Annotated in this window: 13 protein-coding genes and 1 pseudogene; 4 read left to right on the top strand and 10 right to left on the bottom strand. The window is 64.3% G+C overall.

Going from position 1 to position 15,897, the window contains the following annotated elements; translation table 11 throughout:
* Positions 1 to 81: 81 nt before the first annotated feature.
* From SAMIE_RS23905 to SAMIE_RS22355, 7 genes and pseudogenes are all read right to left on the bottom strand, one after another.
* Positions 82 to 903, bottom strand: a pseudogene (locus tag SAMIE_RS23905) (HWE histidine kinase domain-containing protein); the annotation flags it as partial.
* Between the two features lie 140 nt (positions 904 to 1,043).
* The gene (locus SAMIE_RS22385) at positions 1,044 to 1,895 is read right to left on the bottom strand and encodes a DUF7146 domain-containing protein (protein WP_066703735.1); all 852 of its coding nucleotides are present in this window, start codon (positions 1,893 to 1,895) and stop codon (positions 1,044 to 1,046) included.
* 83 nt (positions 1,896 to 1,978) lie between these two features.
* Complete coding sequence (locus SAMIE_RS22380) at positions 1,979 to 2,878, bottom strand: fused MFS/spermidine synthase (RefSeq protein ID WP_048938899.1); 900 nt, start codon at positions 2,876 to 2,878, stop codon at positions 1,979 to 1,981.
* Positions 2,875 to 3,540 carry a YoaK family protein gene (locus tag SAMIE_RS22375; RefSeq protein WP_048938898.1) on the bottom strand — a complete coding sequence of 222 codons (666 nt, stop codon included), beginning with the start codon at positions 3,538 to 3,540 and terminating at the stop codon, positions 2,875 to 2,877. Before SAMIE_RS22375 ends, SAMIE_RS22380 begins: the two co-directional genes overlap by 4 nt.
* 470 nt (positions 3,541 to 4,010) lie before the next feature.
* A complete protein-coding gene (locus tag SAMIE_RS22365) occupies positions 4,011 to 5,516 on the bottom strand; it encodes a Do family serine endopeptidase (protein WP_169863506.1) in 1,506 nt (501 codons plus the stop codon).
* A 179-nt stretch (positions 5,517 to 5,695) separates the two neighbouring features.
* Positions 5,696 to 6,265, bottom strand: a complete 570-nt coding sequence (locus SAMIE_RS22360; protein ID WP_048938897.1) for a hypothetical protein — start codon at positions 6,263 to 6,265, stop codon at positions 5,696 to 5,698.
* A gap of 131 nt (positions 6,266 to 6,396) precedes the next feature.
* Positions 6,397 to 7,440 (bottom strand): amidohydrolase family protein, encoded by a 1,044-nt coding sequence (locus SAMIE_RS22355; protein ID WP_080993676.1) that lies wholly within the window; start codon positions 7,438 to 7,440, stop codon positions 6,397 to 6,399.
* A 971-nt stretch (positions 7,441 to 8,411) separates the two neighbouring features.
* On the opposite strand from SAMIE_RS22355, the gene SAMIE_RS22350 reads away from it, so the two are divergent.
* On the top strand, positions 8,412 to 9,527 hold the full coding sequence (locus tag SAMIE_RS22350; RefSeq protein ID WP_048938895.1) for a replication initiation protein: 1,116 nt from the start codon (positions 8,412 to 8,414) through the stop codon (positions 9,525 to 9,527).
* A gap of 38 nt (positions 9,528 to 9,565) precedes the next feature.
* Here the strand turns inward: SAMIE_RS22350 and SAMIE_RS22345 are convergent, their stop codons facing one another.
* The 3 genes from SAMIE_RS22345 to SAMIE_RS22335 form a co-directional block, all read right to left on the bottom strand.
* Positions 9,566 to 9,961 carry a hypothetical protein gene (locus tag SAMIE_RS22345; RefSeq protein WP_048938894.1) on the bottom strand — a complete coding sequence of 132 codons (396 nt, stop codon included), beginning with the start codon at positions 9,959 to 9,961 and terminating at the stop codon, positions 9,566 to 9,568.
* Positions 9,954 to 10,688 (bottom strand): ParA family protein, encoded by a 735-nt coding sequence (locus SAMIE_RS22340; RefSeq protein ID WP_232037482.1) that lies wholly within the window; start codon positions 10,686 to 10,688, stop codon positions 9,954 to 9,956. The genes SAMIE_RS22345 and SAMIE_RS22340 overlap by 8 nt, the downstream gene beginning before the upstream one ends.
* Before the next feature lie 384 nt (positions 10,689 to 11,072).
* A complete protein-coding gene (locus SAMIE_RS22335; protein ID WP_179955655.1) occupies positions 11,073 to 11,783 on the bottom strand; it encodes a hypothetical protein in 711 nt (236 codons plus the stop codon).
* A gap of 216 nt (positions 11,784 to 11,999) precedes the next feature.
* On the opposite strand from SAMIE_RS22335, the gene SAMIE_RS22330 reads away from it, so the two are divergent.
* Genes SAMIE_RS22330 through SAMIE_RS22320 form a run of 3 tightly spaced genes read left to right on the top strand, consistent with a single transcriptional unit; the run spans position 12,000 to position 15,765 of the window.
* Complete coding sequence (locus tag SAMIE_RS22330; protein WP_030540650.1) at positions 12,000 to 13,673, top strand: Mu transposase C-terminal domain-containing protein; 1,674 nt, start codon at positions 12,000 to 12,002, stop codon at positions 13,671 to 13,673.
* On the top strand, positions 13,670 to 14,506 hold the full coding sequence (locus SAMIE_RS22325; RefSeq protein ID WP_030540651.1) for a TniB family NTP-binding protein: 837 nt from the start codon (positions 13,670 to 13,672) through the stop codon (positions 14,504 to 14,506). Before SAMIE_RS22330 ends, SAMIE_RS22325 begins: the two co-directional genes overlap by 4 nt.
* Complete coding sequence (locus SAMIE_RS22320; protein ID WP_048575061.1) at positions 14,503 to 15,765, top strand: TniQ family protein; 1,263 nt, start codon at positions 14,503 to 14,505, stop codon at positions 15,763 to 15,765. The genes SAMIE_RS22325 and SAMIE_RS22320 overlap by 4 nt, the downstream gene beginning before the upstream one ends.
* Positions 15,766 to 15,897 lie beyond the last annotated feature (132 nt).

The following is a 15,897-nucleotide window of genomic DNA, read 5'->3' as shown; positions in this document are numbered from 1 at the left end:
CGCGGCAATCCGCGGCTCGTCGACATGGCCGAGAGGTCAGACGACCGCGCGCAGCTGCGTGCCTTTCCAGTCCGTGGTGCTGAGCTGCGAGTGGACCCGGGCCATCGACTGGATGCGGCCCGAAAAGCTCTCGACGAATTCGGCGGGATCGCTGCAGTTGCGCAGGGTCTGTGTCGAGATTGCCTGCACGGTTGCGAGCATGTTCTTGACGCGGTGGCTGAGCTCGCCGGTCAGCATCTTCTGGAGCTGCTCGGATTCGCGCAGCGCCGCGCAGGTCCGGTCGAGTTCCTCCTTGCGTTCGCGCAGCGCTTCGTCGGCAATCGTCCGTTCGAGAAGATCGGCCGCCTGGCGGGCGAGGATGTCGAGGAGCCGGAGGTCGCGCGCCGAGGGCTCGTGCGGCTCGGTCCAATGGGTCGAGATCATCCCGAGCAGGCGTCCGTCGCGCGCGAGAAGCGGCGTGGTCTGCGCGGATCGGATGCCGGTGCGGCGGAACGCCTCGAGGTCCTCAGTGCCCGCGATTTCGTCCCATTCCTCATAATCGGGAATGATTGCGCGGCTGCCGGTCTTGAGCGCCTTGGTGCAACTACTGTGAGCCGCGGGGCTGACGATCTGCCAGAACTGGACCGCCTCGGGCGGCAGGCCGCGCGAGCAGAGAAGCTGGAGGCAGCCCGCATGGCCCGAAACATCGCCGCGTGGCACGACGAGCTGCATCGTACCGAACTGCGACTGGGTGATGGTGATCGCCGCGTCCACGATCTTGCCATAGAGCTCGACGCGATCCTGCTCGCCGATCAGCGCGACGCTGATCGAGTGTATGAGGTCGATGTCGGCGAATGGTCCGCCCGCCTGCTCGAGTGGGCGATGGGCAGACGACGGGGCCCCGAAAGGCACCACATTGGACATGAGAAAATATCCCCCGAAGGCGGAAAATTGCTACGCGTGACAGGTATAAAAGCAGGTCATCGCAAAATGGTTTCCGGCCGTCGCACAAAAGCGGGGAATCGCGCGGCCCCGGGAAACCAATCCTGCGCAATGAGCAAAGTTCAGCGCCGGCCGGCTTGTGCCTCGGCTTCGAGCACCCGCGCCCAATCCTTGAAGGGAGCGGGCGGCAGCGCTTCCACGAGGTCAAGATCGGGGCGCGCATAGCATTCCATCGCCTGCGCCATGGCACGCCGGCCTTCGGGATCGTTGTCGCCCGCCACGAAGAGCCGCGTCACTGAAGCGGGTATTTGAAGCTGGTGAAGCCTGCGGGCACCCAGGCTGGCCCAGCACGGAATGCCGCGCAGCAGGGTGAAAGCCCGCGCGGTCTCGAAACCCTCTGCAATGCCGAGAATATCCGCAGGACGCGCGCCTTGCCACGCCCCGCGCCCCGGCGTGCCAAGCATGACCTTGCGGGTATAGCGGCCATCGGGGTCCAGGAAGATGCGCTGGATGGCGGTCAGGCGCTGACCTTCCTGGACCGGCACCAGCAAGGCGGGAAGAAACTGCGTTCGCGGCTTGGGAAGATAGGGACAACGCGGATGGAACCGCAGGCCCTGGACGAGCGGTACGAGGTGGCGCCCGCGCAGGTAGGTTTCCCCAAGCGTACCGATGATCTCGGTGCCCTGGTCCCAGACGCGCTGTGGATCGCCCCTTCCCCGCCCTTCAGTGCTGCTGGGCGCAGGGAAATGTCGGCCCGGTCGCACGCGCCGAAGCTCACGCAGCACGTCTTCGCGCGCGCAGCCGGCAAAGCAGGTCACGAGGATACCGCGGTCGCCCTGGCGGATTGAAAGGCTGGGGTCGCTGTCGGCGTGGGCGGGGCATCGGCACATGGCGACATTACCGCTCCACGTGCCCCCGAGGGCGCCGACGAGATCGATGAGTTCCTGGGACGGTCTAAGGGCTGTAAGCGGCATGATATCCTCCTTGCTTACCGTCCTGTTCCCCCCTTTCCTCCTCCTTGGGGTGGACGTTGGCTGCTGAGCCCGTTCAAACCAAGTCAATGCTCGGTCCGGGGCACCTTGAGCGAAGCGCGCGCAAGGGCTCGGACGACCCTGCCAGCCTTGGCATCGTAATCGACGACATCCGTATCGGGCAGATGGCCGCGAACGGTCTGACGCGCGGGCGGAAACCCGGGGTCGATGCTCGCGAAGACGACACGGTTCCCGCCATTTTCGGCCGGAAGGACGATCGTGCGGTTCTCGAAGCTGGCCCCGATACGGCGTTCGAGCGTGGCAAAGGCCATGGCATTGTCGCACAGATTGGCCACCAGCAGTCCGTTTCTGCCGAGGCGATCTCGGCAGCTGTCGTAGAAGGACCGCTCGCTCAGCGCGGGGGGAAGGCCCCGGCTGTCAAAGCCGTCGAGAATGAGGATGTCGGGCGCGCCGGGGGCGCTGAGGATATAGTCCAGGCCATCGGCGCAGATGACGCGGAACCGGTCGTTGTCGGGCGGGATGTGGAACTGCTCGCGCAGGGCGATGACTGCGGGATCGATCTCGACAACGGTAATGTCGCACTGGGGCAGGCAGCGATAGCAGGCCTTGGCGAGCGATCCGCCACCCAGGCCAATCATTTCGATCTTTCGGGGCGCGGGACGGAACAGGCGGAAGCCCATCATCATGCGCGTATAGTCGAACAGGAGATGGTCGGGATCGCTGATCCGCATGCCGCTCTGGACCGTGGTCCAGTCGAAGAGGAGCGACAACATGTCACCAAACCGGAACAGCATCGGCCCCGTCTCGCCAAAAGGCGCGTCGAGCGCGATCGGGATGTTCCCTGCTCCCTGGAAGCGGCCCTCAAGATTGCTGCCTGGCGCGGGCTGATCGAACCGCAGATCGAAGACCATGTCGTGAAACAGCTCGAGATCGATCGACGGCCCTACCCCGCCCCCGTCGGTCATTGGCGCGGCGCCTTCGCGGAGGGGGTCAGGCTCACGTCGCGGCGATGGAGAGCGATGCCGAGCAGCAAGGCCGAGGCGGCGGCAACCCAGATGGCCTGGTGGCCGATGACGCCGAACAGGATGGCGCCCAGCACCGCGCCCGCCAGGAGGCCGAGCCATAGCAGGAGATAGGGAACCCATCCGAACCGGTCGCCGCCCATGAGCGCGGACAACAGGCGCTGGCCCAGCTTCACCAGCGTGCCGGTCATATAGGTGAGGCCGATCTGTACCTCGCCATCATGTTCGAACAGGGCATTTTCTGCGCCCATCGCCATGGCGAGCGCCGCGGCCGCAGCCCAGGTCGCGTCGGCCGCCGCAAGCAACGAGGCGGCAGTCAGCATGGCCGCGATGAGGTACATGAGCGCACCATGGCGGGCGCGCCTGATGGTTCGTCCGCACAGCGAGCCGAGCATGACGCCCACGACAAAGGATGCGATCAGCCCGCCGGCGGTCAGGGCGTCTGCGACATGCTCGCTCAAGCCGACGGCAAGCCGCGTGGAGTTGCCGCTCATGAATGAGACGAAGAAGCCGCCGAGATAGAGGAAGCCGAGCGCGTCGACAAAGCCGGCGAGCGCGGAAAAGCAGGCAGCGAGACCCCAGACGCTTCGCGCATAGCGGTTCATCGCACCACGTCCCTAAGTGGCGCTGGCCGTGAGGCCGCACGACAGATCACGATCCCACCGCGCAATCTCGCGGCGGTTCGCCAGATGGATTGCGGAAAGCCGAGCCAGGTCCTGCGTGCAAAGCGACCGGTCTGCGAGACCCTTGCGGAGAAAATCGTACAATCGCTGGTTGTGAAGGAGAAGGAATTCTCGAATTGTCCGCGCCGTCATCATGTCTCCCGCTTATGTCTCAGCGCAAATCGCTTTGCTGACGCGCCTCTCGATCGATGCCTGATCATTCCGCCCGTTTTCTGACACCGCGAACCTTAGCACATTCGCTCTCATTTCGTAAGATTGAATTGTGATGTATGAAACATCATTGGACCAGTCGGGCGCTGGACATGCACAGCCGCCGCCGGCCCCGGCCCGCCTCCTCCCCTACCAGGACGGCAGCGCCCTCGGCCGAGGACGCTGCCTTGGCTACCGGTGCGCTATCGCAGCCGCACCGGCACATAGGCCGGCGCTTCGCCGCGCCCTTTGACCCGTAGCAGGATCGCCGATCGTCCCGCCGCCCTGGCCTGCCGGATCGCGGCTTCCAGATCAGCGGCGCTCGCGACCGGCCGGTTGTTGGCCGAGAGGATGATGTCGCCGCGGCTGAGGCCCTTGCGCGCCGCATCGGAATTGCTCTCGACGCTGCTGATGACGAGGCCCTGGGAGACGTCGCTCGCGCCGAGTTGACGCGCGATGCCTGGGGTCAGCGGTTCCACGGCAAGCCCGAGCGTCTTTTCGCTGGGGGATGCGCGATCCTCGTCGAAATCGTCGAAACGGCGGTCATCGCGGCCAAAACCCTGCCGGGCGAGCTTGTCCTCGCTGGGACGAAGCACTGGCGTGGCAGTCACGGTCACGCGCTGGTTGCCGCGCATGAGTTCGACTGCGACCTTGCGGCCAGGATCGATGCTCGCGACCAGGAACGACAGGCTTTGGTTGGGGGTGACGTCCTTGCCGTCGACCCGCAGGATGACGTCGCCGGCGCGTATGCCGGCCTGTGCCGCGGGCCCACCGGGCTCCACGCTCTGGACGAACTCGCCGCGGTCTCGCGGAACGCCGAGCGATGACGCGAGGTCTTCGGACATCGGCTGTATGGTCACGCCCAGATAGCCGCGTTCGATAGCCTTGCCGGCCTTGAGCTTCTCCACGATCGGCGCGGCGATCTCCGCAGGGATGGCAAAGCCGATCCCGACATTTCCGCCCGTGGGCGAGAAGATCGCATTGTTGATGCCGATGACCCGCCCGCTGCTGTCGAACATCGGTCCGCCCGAATTGCCGCGGTTGATCGAGGCATCGGTCTGCAGATAGCGGTCATAGGCGCGCCCTGTACCGGTATTGCGGTAGACCGCCGAGACGATACCGGCCGTGACCGTGCCGCCCAGGCCGAAAGGATTGCCGATCGCGAGGACCCAGTCGCCGACCCTGACGCGCGTGGAATCGCCGAAGGTCACGAACGGCAGCGGTTTGCGCGACGTGATCTTGAGGACCGCCAGGTCCGAGGCGGGATCGCTGCCGACGAGGGTCGCCGGATATTCCTCGCCATTGTGCAGGGTGACCGTGATCGTCTCGACCTTGCTCTGCCCATCAGCGGTGATGACGTGGTTGTTGGTGACGATGTAGCCGTCGGCAGAAAGGATGAAGCCTGAGCCGAGCGACTGCGCTTCGCGGGTGCGCGGTCCCGTGGGACTTCCGAAGAAGCGCTCGAAGGGCGTGCCGGCAAAGGGGCTGAAGCTCGGCATCTGCACGCGCTGGCGGGTCGAGATGTTGACGACGGCGGGCGCCAGCCGTTCGGTGAGATCGGCAAAGCTTTGCGGCGCGCCCGGGCGCGGCACGACTGGCGATGCGGCGGGCGGCGATTGCGCTGCAGCGGACGATGGCTGGCCGATGACAAGGCCCAGGGCGGCAGCGGTGGTTAATAGGGAGGCAAAGATCCTGTCAGGATTTCGCACGAAATTCTCCTCTTCCTTCCTTTCTCGAGATGGGAACGGGCGGCGCGGCACTGGCTACGCCGGTGGTCGATGTCGGCAAAGCGGCAGGGTCCGCAAAGGAATGCGATGAGATGTCCTCACGCCAATGGCCGCGCGCTCACGCACGCGGCCAAAGCGTCACCGGACCCGGGCGGCCCGCATCAGGTCGTGTGGGATGGACTCGCCTGAGCCTGCGCCGACCCGCTGGTCGTCTGCAACTGCGGCTTGGCCGCAGCGCTGCAGTCGCCGGTGCTTGTCTTCGTCATCTTCGGCTGCGCGCTCGCCGTGCCGTCCGAGGTCCAGGTCACGCTCTGTGCGCAACCATTGGGACCGATGGTGGTCGAGCTATAGCTGTAGTGGACCTGCGCGCCCTTCGGCAGGCCCGAGAAGGACACGAAATGCGGTGCCTCGCTCGCCGTCACGTCAGCGTTTTGGGCATGGATATCCGCGACGCGCCGCATCATGGCGTTCATCTGCGCATCCATCAGCGCAGAGATCCGATCCATCTGCGCGAAGGGCTGGAACGCCGCATCGACGAAGTCGATCTGGTCTGGCTGGGCTTGGGAAATTTTGACCTGCGGAGGCGTATCGCCGAAATAGGTGATGTGGGCGATCTCACCGCCCGGCAGGTTGACGGTCATTTTGTGCTCGTGGGACGCGGCATAGGCCACACCGCCCACCAGCGAGGCGGCAAGGCAGCCGCCGAGCAGAAGTTTGTGCGTGGTTCGCATGGGGATCTCCCTTACAATTCAAGCACAGGGCAAATTGCCATTCGAAGGCTGAACGCGCGATGACTGCGGCTCAGCGAGAGTGTCGCGGGACGGCGCTCCGCGTACAAGAGCTTTGTCCAGCCGTACCGCCCCTATCCCTCGATGCGAAGGAAGGAGGCGGCGTTGTCGTGGAGGATCAGACGCTTTTGCCTCTCTGTGAGAAAGGGCGCGCGTCTGATCCGCTCGATCGCGATTCCGATAGCGTCGGGCCATACCATGTTGTCGGACCCAAACATGATCCGCCGTTCGAAACCGGCGTCGATCAGCCGACGCAGATAGGGGTAGAATTGCTGGTCGGGATAGGCCCAGTCGAGAACAGCCACATCGACATAGAGTTGCGGATGGGCGAACATCATCGCGATCATCGCGTCTCCGAAAGGCCAGCCGGCGTGGGCAACATAGACCCGCAGCTTGGGATGACGGATGAGCACGGGTTCTAGGCGGAGCGGATCACCAGCCGAGACGAGATAATGCGGCGTGGCGAAGTAAGCTGTGCCAGGTGGCCCGGGCCCCATGTGGATGCCGATCGGGATGTCGTTGGCCTCTGCGAAAGCGAAATAGGGCTCGATGCGTGGGTCGTCGGGGGCGATGCCGGCATATTGCGTGGTAATCTCGCTCAGCGCCTGCATTTTGCCTTCGGCGTGGAGCCGGCGCAGATCTTCAATCGGCGGGAGAGCGCCGCTGCTGCCGAAGCCGATGCCAGGAAGTATGTGGCCATCCCCATGACGGCGATAGTCATCCACCACCTCCGCTGAGCCGCCGGCAAGGGCCAGCACATTGTAGCGTTTCAGCTGGGCGATGCCACGATCGCGCAGAGTATCCGCATCGGTCGGCGATGACAGCACGGTCGGGCAATCGGGGTGGCCGGTAAACCAGTCGAGATACCCGTCCAACGGTTGCCCGGGATCGCGCGGAGCCCATTCAGGATAGGGAGCGCAGGCCTTGCCCCCGGGAGGTCCCTGATCGTCAGGACGATCGGCGTGGAAATGCATGTCGATCACGTCGAACTTTGGCCGAGCGGGAGCTGGTGTTCCGGTAAAGGCGATAGCAACGATACAACCAAGCGCCACTGTGTAATAAAGCGCTCGCCGGCTCATTGTACATTCCGCCCCATTGCGCATGATCTTGCCCGTCAAAACAGTATCCGCTGGTGCCGCTGAACACGCCTGATTCTCAGCACGATCACCTTGATACGGTCGCGTCGTTAGTCAAGCGGCGTTCAAGATCGATGAGAGGCGGTAATCGATTGCACGGAAGTTTGGCTTGAAGGATGTGTTGCTCCGGCGAGGATGATATGGGGTTGGGGGGGCAGCCGACCAGGGCATGGTGCACAACTTCGGCGGCACCGCGGAAGGGTGCTTCTTCCTCAAAAATCCATCTTTAAAAACGCCCAAGCGGAGCGCGGGAGCTTCTATATTTCAATGATTCTAAGATTCAGGGGCAATTTCGCCCATGGAACCAATGGGTTAGACCCCGTTCATGTGAGCGGCTGGGGGCTTTATCGTGAGGACTCGGGGGCCTTTATGCGAGCGGCCGGGGGCCTTTGCCTGAGTGGCCGGGGGATTATGTGAGGGATCGGGGGAATCGTCCCAGTGTCTTGCAAAACAACACGGGAATGGCTTGAAAGGCCAGCCTTTTTGGTACGACGCCCACCCTAAACCTCGACCGACCTTCTTTATGTGAGCGATCGGGGGTGATCCCCCTGCCCTTCCCCGCCCGTTTATATGAGCTTCCGGGGGGGGCCTCAGATACCGACAAATTCGCTATTTCGAACCGAGTCGCTTTATATGAGTGATCGGGGTGCTGGCGAAAAGGCTAGTAAAATCAGGTAGATGTGGTGGCGTTAATGTGAGTGCGCGGCGGATGCTGCCATGCGGCTGGTAAAAGCGGCGCGGGTCCGAATACCGCGGCGAGGTCTTTATATGAGCGATCGGGGGATATCGCGAGACTCGCAGCGAATCCGCGAGTCGGGCAATTTCTTTATATGAGTGGTCGGGGGCCGCCGGTTTGCGCCCCTGTCAGCCTTTATGTGAGGGCTCGGGGGCACGTCTATGTGAGTGAACGGGGGGATGTTCTCTTTATGACAAGGTGATGATATGCAACTCACATGAAGCCCGATTCGGACATCGTTGAGATCGAGGTTTCCCCGGAAGCGGATGGCCTTAGCCGGACGCTCCGGGTCGCCGATGTGATTCGCCGCCGCGATCTCGATTTTGTAAGCAAACCGGGCGAACTCGTCGAATCCGAGTTTGAAACTGGCTCCTTGAGCGCTGCCGGGCGCAAGGCCTTCGCCCTCATGCTGCGCAAGGCTGGGCCGGACGCTGGCGAGGACAGAAACTTCACGATTACCAAGAAGGAGCTGCGCGGATCGCACAAGGGCAATGAACGCATCCAGCCCGTGATGGACGAGCTTTTGCGCGTGATCGTGCGCATTCGCACGACGACCAAAAAGGGCAAGCCCGCGATTATGTCGCAGTCCCTGCTCTCAAGCTGCGTCGAGGAAATCTCCGAAGACGGCATGAGCGTCGTTGAGTACGAGTTTTCGGAAGCCTTCAAGCGCGTGATGCAGCGCTCGGACTATTATGCGCGGGTCAACCTGGGCGTCATGCTGGCGCTGCAGTCACGCTATTCGCTGACGCTCTATGACCTGGGCTGCCTGATCATCAACCGGCAGAACCGCGTCGTGAAGATGGAGGTTGAGGAACTGCGCCGGCGTCTGGGCGTGCCGGAGGGTAGCTTCAAGAATTTCGCGGAATTCCGCCGCGATGTCCTGGCAAAATCGAAGCTGGAGATTGACCAGCTTGCGGATTTCACCGTGGAATGGGACGAGATCCGCGGGTCGGGGCGCGGACGGCCTGTCGAGGCTGTGAAGCTCACATTCAGTCCCAAGGATCCCGTCGATCAGGAGGAAACCGCCAAGGAGCTCGATCGGCCGAAGGTGGGTCGGCGTGCCAGGCGGGACGGAACGGTCGAGACGGTCGCAACGCCGCCCGTTCCCCTGCCCCCGGCGCGCCCTTTCCCCTCGGGATCGCTCAGTTTCTGCCCTGACCAACGCATTATCACGATCTTTCGCGATTTTGGCGGAGGCTGGGACAAGGACATGATTGCCGATGCCTACAGGCAAAAAATGGGCGCAAAGCTGGAGACCCTGACGGGCGCCGCTCTCTACAAATCGTGGGAAGGCTTCTGCAAAAGCTGGGTCGCGATGCGCGGGACGCCCTGAAGTCCCCTCCCCCCATTCCTCACATAAAGAGCCGGGCCCTACTCCCCGCTACCCCCCTGCCCTTCCGCGAGATCGATCAGCGCCATGATGCCGTCGGGCAGGCTGAGGTTGCGATCGTCGCACCAGCGAACGAGCCGGTCGCGCTCGGGCGGCGACAGGCGCATGCTGATATGGAGCGAGCGCGCGGGACCACGCTGCGGCTTGCGCTTCGGGATGATGCCCACTTCGCTCGCGACTTGCGGGAAATAGCCGGACGGAAGCGTGGTTGGCGCCGGTTCGCGGACGGGCGCCGGTGCGGCGGCCGGAGCGGGCTTCGGCGTCGCAGCGATCAGGTTCTTGAGGCGGTCGGCCGGGTCTTCGCTATGCTCGATGCGCTGCCGGGTGGAGCCGATGATGTCCCCCATCGCGCCGGCAGCAGACTTGGGCTCAGGCATTGACGGCCTCCTTGTTCTGAATTTCGCTGAGTATGTCGGCCAGGATGCCTTGCGCGATGCGCCGCGCCTTCTCGGTCTTGGCCAGGCCCGCGGCCTCCACCTCGGCCAGCGTCATGCGATAGTTGGACATGGCGCGGAACGCGTCGAGCGTATGCATCTGCTCATTGAACGTCGGCAGAGCATTGCTGATCTGGCTGTCGATCTCCCATTCGGCCTTGGAGCGGGCGACCTGCCCTGTCTGCGTGATCAGGACCCTGTAAGGTACGCCGCCGCACATCTTGCCCAGCATGTCGCTGGTTTCCACGGTGCGCTCGAGATCGAGGCGGGATGAGCGCGTCGGAATGACGACGAAATCAGAATCCATCGCGGCGTAGGCGGTCTTGAAGTTCGAAGTGCCCTCGGAATCGACAATGACGAGCTGTGCGGCATCGCGCGCGCGCGCGATAGCGGGTCCAATGTCCGCGTCCCGGAGCTGCGAGGCGTCTTCCACCGTGATGCGCCCCTCCCCTCCCCTGTCGGCATTCATCCGATCCCGATACCAGTTGAGCAAGCTGTTCTGACGGTCGGCATCGAGCATGAAGACCGAACCGCCGAGCGCCTCGAATTCGGAAGCGAGCGCGAGCGCGAGCGTGGTCTTGCCGGCGCCGCCTTTGCTTTGCGCGATCGTGATGACGGGCATGCGAACTCCTGTAATGCGATAGCGCTGCACACTGCGCGGCACAAACATGGCCCGCCCCGCACCGCGCCGCACACAATGACAGCGCTACTGATAGCGTCACCGCCCGCGCCACGCAAGGCGCGTATACACGCGACAGCGCGTGCAAGTGCGCGGCAGTATGCATAAGCGCTGGGAATGGTGCCAGCGCGACGAGCAGCGAGTGCGCGTGTGCGTTACAGGGCGAACATGCCAGCGAGCGCGTATGCGCACACGCTGGCGGAATGTGCCGCGCGGGGGCAAGCGTCATCGCTGCATAGCGTGCAGCGGAATGTGATGCTGAGGCGCGTTACAGTGTGCGGCACATTATGCGGCACAACATTAAGTGCCTAAATTCTAAGCCTTATATCGCATACAAGGCGACGAGGGCCGGAGGTGATCCAAGCTGGATTTGCCTTATCGGGCGTTGAGAAGCTCATCGATCGCAGCCATCTCCGCGTCGAATTGATCGAAGACAGCCGCCAGATTTCGCGATGGCGAGGGGAGGAACCTCTCCACGCGGGGGCGCCCAAGCGGTGCCTTGGCGAAGCCAAACTCGACAGCGAGGTCGACGCTCATGAAAATGCGCCACGTCCGTCTTGTCGTGATTTCAGTCAAAAGCCCGGTACCGGCGGCGCGCTCCAGCAACTTGCTTGCGCCAGTCACGGTCAGATCAAGAAGTCGCGCCACAGCCTGTGGCGACAGGACCGGTTGGTGAAGCGTAAGCGCGAGGAGGGAGGGCAGGGCACCGGGACGATAAGACTCCGCGATTGCCGTTCGGGCTTTGCGATGGAGGCGCTCCAGATGCTCAAGGCGTTCAAGGCCACGCTCGGCGCGCGCGGCAAGGGCCCGCAGGAGCGCGAGCCAATCGGCTTCATTCAGCGTCTTCTTCAAGCGGAAGGCCTTTGCGCCGCCGACGAGGCAGGGGAGGGGGCTCGCTGTCAGATCCTGGTCCCGTAAGGCGAACGGCAGACCGAGCCAGGGGTCGAGTCCGCCTCGTACTTGTGCATAGCGCCGGATCTGTTCGAGCGCGCGGACGAGGGGAGGGTGGTCCGCGGCCTCGGCCGGCAATTCGACAGCCTTGGGAAGCGCATCGCGCCAGGCAAAGGGGTCAGATGACCCCAGCATGTCCTGCCAGGGCGCGAACGCCTCATATTCGCCGCGGTTCGTGGCCCGCAGCTGTCAGCCGACAAAATAGGCTACATTTCAATAATATCATGTAATATCAATATATTACATCGGATGCTCTGCGAGTAATTCTGTCTAGGGCAATATACACGTCGCGGTGTTCGACAAAATAAGCTACATTTCGCGGACAGCAAAAATCATTGGGGAGCCCGTTCCGTGATTGAGCGCAAGCCGTCTCCAGCGCCCCGGCGGAGCCTCAAATCGCTTGAGGCGGGATTGGCTCTCTACCCCCATTTCCGGCGACATATATCGCTTTCCGGCCCGGTGACAGCGGCTCAGGTTCAGGCGATTTCCGAGGCAACCGGCCTTAAAGAGCGGCAGATACGGACACTGGCCGCGCGCTTCCGGGTGCATCCGGTCGCGGAAACGCTGGCTCCAAAACCGCGTGGACCCGCTGTTGGATCGCACAGGATCGATCCCGAGGTGAGGGCCGCCATCGAGACGTTGATCGACGAAATTGCGCTCAAGATGGTGCCGCCATCGCGTGCGGAAGCGGCGCGGCAGATTTGGGGCCTGTTGCACGCGGACAACGGAGATCATCGCTTTCCCGCCGATCTGATCCCAAGCGAGAAGACGATCGAGCGGCTTCTGGCTGAGATTCCGAGCCGTGTTTGGGCGAAAGCGACGATGGGATCGAAGACGCGGAGCGCCCATGAACCGCACCCCGGCGAATATGCAAGCGAGGGATTTCTCGACCTGGTTCAGATGGATCACACCAAGGGCGATGTCATCCTGGTCGATAGTCTGCGGCGCGAACAGCTCGGAAGACCGTGGATCACCTTCCTCATCGAAATCTGGACCCGGTCCATTCTTGGTTACTATGTCAGCTTCGGCGACCCCTCGATATTCCGGTGCGGACGGGCGGTTGCGAGCGCTGTGTTGCCCAAAGAGCCGGCCCTCGCCCACCTGGGCGTCGATGTCAGCTATCCGATGCACGGTTTGTTCCGGCGCTTGCATGCCGATCAGGCCAAACCGCATCGCTCCGAAGCCTTCCGGCGCGCCTGCGTCCGCAATGGGATTGGCCCCGATGTGCGGAGGCCCGGGCCGGCCCATCTTGGCGGGCATATCGAGCGGCTGATCGGCACGATGATTGGAAAACTGCGGCTTTTGCCCGGTGCGACCGGATCGAACGTGGCGGCGCGCGACGGCTATGATGCCGAGGCGGACGCGGCGATGACGCTTGTGGAATTCGAGCGCTGGCTGCTGTGCCAGATCGCGATCTATCATCACGCGCCGCATAGCGCGCTGGGCGGCCTGTGTCCGGCCCAGATGTGGGAGCGCGAGGCGGCGAAGCACAGCCCGCTGCTGCCCGTGTCGGTCGATGCGGGCGAACTGTTCCGCCAGTTTCTGCCGTCGAAGTCGCTCACGGTCCATGCCAAGGGTATCCAGATCAGATATCGCCATTACTGGCACCCGATGCTTGCCGCCAGGATCGGCCAAAGGGTCGAGATCAGCTGGGATGAGCGGACGATCCAGCATATCTACGCCGACCTCGACGGCCGCTATGTCGAATTGCCGGTTGTCGGCGACTATCCCGACGTCTGGGAGGCGGATTGGGAGGCCGCCAGGGCAGGAGTGCGGGCGCTAGGCCGGGCCTACCAGGCCGATGGCGGTCGCGCGGCGACGGCGCGGGCGGTGGCCGCCGCCAATCAGGAAATCCACCGCGCCCGCGTTCGCACGAAGGCGGCGCGGCGCCAGGCAAAGCGCCGCGAAGGCGAGGGGACGACGCTCGCGGACCTCCGGTATGGCGAAGCGCCGGAAAAGCCGCCCATTGACTGGAAACCGGTCGCCGAGCTCAGCGAAGACGACTGGTTGCAGGAGCGGACATGAGCGCCGCTGCGACCGCGCCATCGCTGGCGCCCTCCTTCTGGATCGATTTCGAAGAAGCGCGGAACGCGGTCGAGACGATCGTCGATGTCGCGCATGACGATCCCGAGGAACGCCCGACCTGCATCGTGCTCACCGGACAGTCCGGCATGGGCAAAACCTCGATCCTGCGCGAAGCGCAGCGCCGCCTTGCCGAAGCCTTTCCCGAGCCCGCCGATTGGGGCGAGGCGCGCTATCAGCCCGTGCTGCGCACGGTCATTCCCTCGAGTCCGACCTCGCTCAAGATCAACCTCGCCCTGCTCTGGAAACAGGGCTGGCCGATCCGCACGAACACGCACAAAACCGCCGATTTGAAGGTCGTCGACCTGCTGGCCGAACAGGGCACGCGGCTGGTCGCGATCGACAATGTCCATGTGATCCTGACCGCGAGCGGCGTTGCGCGGCGCGATACGCTCGATGCGTTCCGCTTCCTGATGAGCGCGGGCAATGTGCCGCTGGTCGTGGCGGGCCTCGATGTCGCCCGGCAGATCTTCGCCGACGATGTCGAGCTGGCGTACCGCTCAATCATCCTCAAATTGCCGTTATGGGAGCCGGGCGAGCCCGCGCAGCGCCTGATCCGCGCGCTGGCCCGCGGCATGGGGATGGAGGAGCCCGACCATCTCGCCGAACCCGCGTTCGCCGAGCGCATCTGGCGGACCAGCGGCGGGGTCACCGGGAACTTCAAGCGCATCCTGCACTGGTCGGGAAAGGTCGCGCGGCGGCATGACCGCCGGTTCGTGACCCAGGACGATATCACCGAGGCGCTGCAATTGTTTACGCCTTATAGCCCGGAATGAGCGGGCGGGAGATCGAGCCGCTGGCGTTTCGGGTGAGGCCGCTGCCCGAGGAATGTTTCGAATCCTGGCTGCGCCGCCTGGCCGCGCGTCATGAGACCACGCCCAAAGCGCTGTTTCGCCATCTCGGCATCGACGCGGCGCTCGCCGATCGCGACCTGGCCGTGTCGCCCGTACCGGCCACGTCGCGCGTACCGGCCACGTCGCGCGCATCGGCTTGGTTGGCCGCGCCGGCGCCGGCGGTCGCTGGCGTGCCGGACCGCCGCCAGGTGATGGTAGAACGGCTCGCGTGGGCGACGATGGTGCCCGCGAAGGCGATTTCTAGGACGTTCGTCGGCTGTGGGCGCGGCGATCTGTTGCCGCTGACGCTGCGGTCAATCGGCTGCGCCCAGTGCTGGCTTGACTGGCTGGTGTCCGGCGCGCCGTGGCGGATCGAGCGGAGCTGGATCTTGCGCGTGACGACCTTCTGCGACCGTCATGCGCTGTTGCTGACCGATCTTGCGGGGATCAGGGCCCTGGGGCGGACGCAGGCCGCCGAGCGGGCGCTCGCGGCCCGGGTCGCGCGCACGCGCGCGCAAATGGCGCGGTTTGCCTTCGTCAAAACCCGAGTGCTGTGGAACGGGATGATTGCGCGGGAGCAAATCCGCGGCGCCCGCCCCGGTGACCGGGTAGGTTGGGAGCGGTACCGGGCGGCGCTGGTCGGCAACCGCTTCCACTACGCTCCGGTGCGTCATCTGCTGCTGGCGGCGCTCCACAGCAGTGACGGGCTGAAAGCCGGGCGATGGGAGCAAATCTTCCGCTTCGATGCGCAGCCGGCACGCCTGCCGCGAAAGGCGGCTTCCGGCGTCGGACCCCAATTATCGGATCTGGCGGAGGCGATCGCCAGGGTCGGCCTGCGGCAGCTCGACCGCGAGCGTCGCCGGCTCACCATGGTCTGCGAGCAGCTCGAGCAGGCCAAGCGCAATTATCCCCGTGCCCATTTGATGCAGGGGCTGAAGGCTCGCCGCGCGGCGCTGGCGCGCGCGGTACGAGACGCCGCCGCGACGGAGAGCGCGGCGATGTCAGCGCAGCGCCGTGGTTTCCAGGAGGCGCTGTTTTACCTGCAAGCATCGGGGATGGTGGGCGCGGCGATGTCCGCCGGCTGCGCCGAGCCGGCTTGCAGCGCGAATGGCGATCTGTGGCGGGCGCGGCTCGCCGCCTGCTTCGCCGCTCCCAGGTTTCGCATCCTGCTCGATCTGCCGGGTCATGGGCGCGGATGGTAAAGCCGGACGGCGACGGTCGCCCATTGGGCATTTCGCGCGAATTTGCCCTCAGGAGGCCCGTAGGGCGTGGTGGCGGCCTCTGGGCGCCCCCTCCTATCCGAGACCGCCTTTTTGCGCTCCCAGGGGCTTTTG

It is taken from the genome of Sphingobium amiense (genome assembly GCF_003967075.1).
GTDB lineage: Bacteria > Pseudomonadota > Alphaproteobacteria > Sphingomonadales > Sphingomonadaceae > Sphingobium > Sphingobium amiense.
Note: the sequence above shows the minus strand (reverse complement) of the source record. Positions and strands in the feature narration are given on the sequence as shown.

Coding starts and splice junctions, on each gene's coding strand:
- SAMIE_RS22385 (WP_066703735.1), bottom strand. CDS start 1,895: ATGCCGCTTACAGCCCTTAGACCGTCCCAGGAACTCATCGATCTCGTC.
- SAMIE_RS22380 (WP_048938899.1), bottom strand. CDS start 2,878: ATGACCGACGGGGGCGGGGTAGGGCCGTCGATCGATCTCGAGCTGTTT.
- SAMIE_RS22375 (WP_048938898.1), bottom strand. CDS start 3,540: ATGAACCGCTATGCGCGAAGCGTCTGGGGTCTCGCTGCCTGCTTTTCC.
- SAMIE_RS22360 (WP_048938897.1), bottom strand. CDS start 6,265: ATGCGAACCACGCACAAACTTCTGCTCGGCGGCTGCCTTGCCGCCTCG.
- SAMIE_RS22350 (WP_048938895.1), top strand. CDS start 8,412: ATGAAGCCCGATTCGGACATCGTTGAGATCGAGGTTTCCCCGGAAGCG.
- SAMIE_RS22345 (WP_048938894.1), bottom strand. CDS start 9,961: ATGCCTGAGCCCAAGTCTGCTGCCGGCGCGATGGGGGACATCATCGGC.
- SAMIE_RS22340 (WP_232037482.1), bottom strand. CDS start 10,688: ATGTTTGTGCCGCGCAGTGTGCAGCGCTATCGCATTACAGGAGTTCGC.
- SAMIE_RS22335 (WP_179955655.1), bottom strand. CDS start 11,783: ATGCTGGGGTCATCTGACCCCTTTGCCTGGCGCGATGCGCTTCCCAAG.
- SAMIE_RS22325 (WP_030540651.1), top strand. CDS start 13,670: ATGAGCGCCGCTGCGACCGCGCCATCGCTGGCGCCCTCCTTCTGGATC.
- SAMIE_RS22320 (WP_048575061.1), top strand. CDS start 14,503: ATGAGCGGGCGGGAGATCGAGCCGCTGGCGTTTCGGGTGAGGCCGCTG.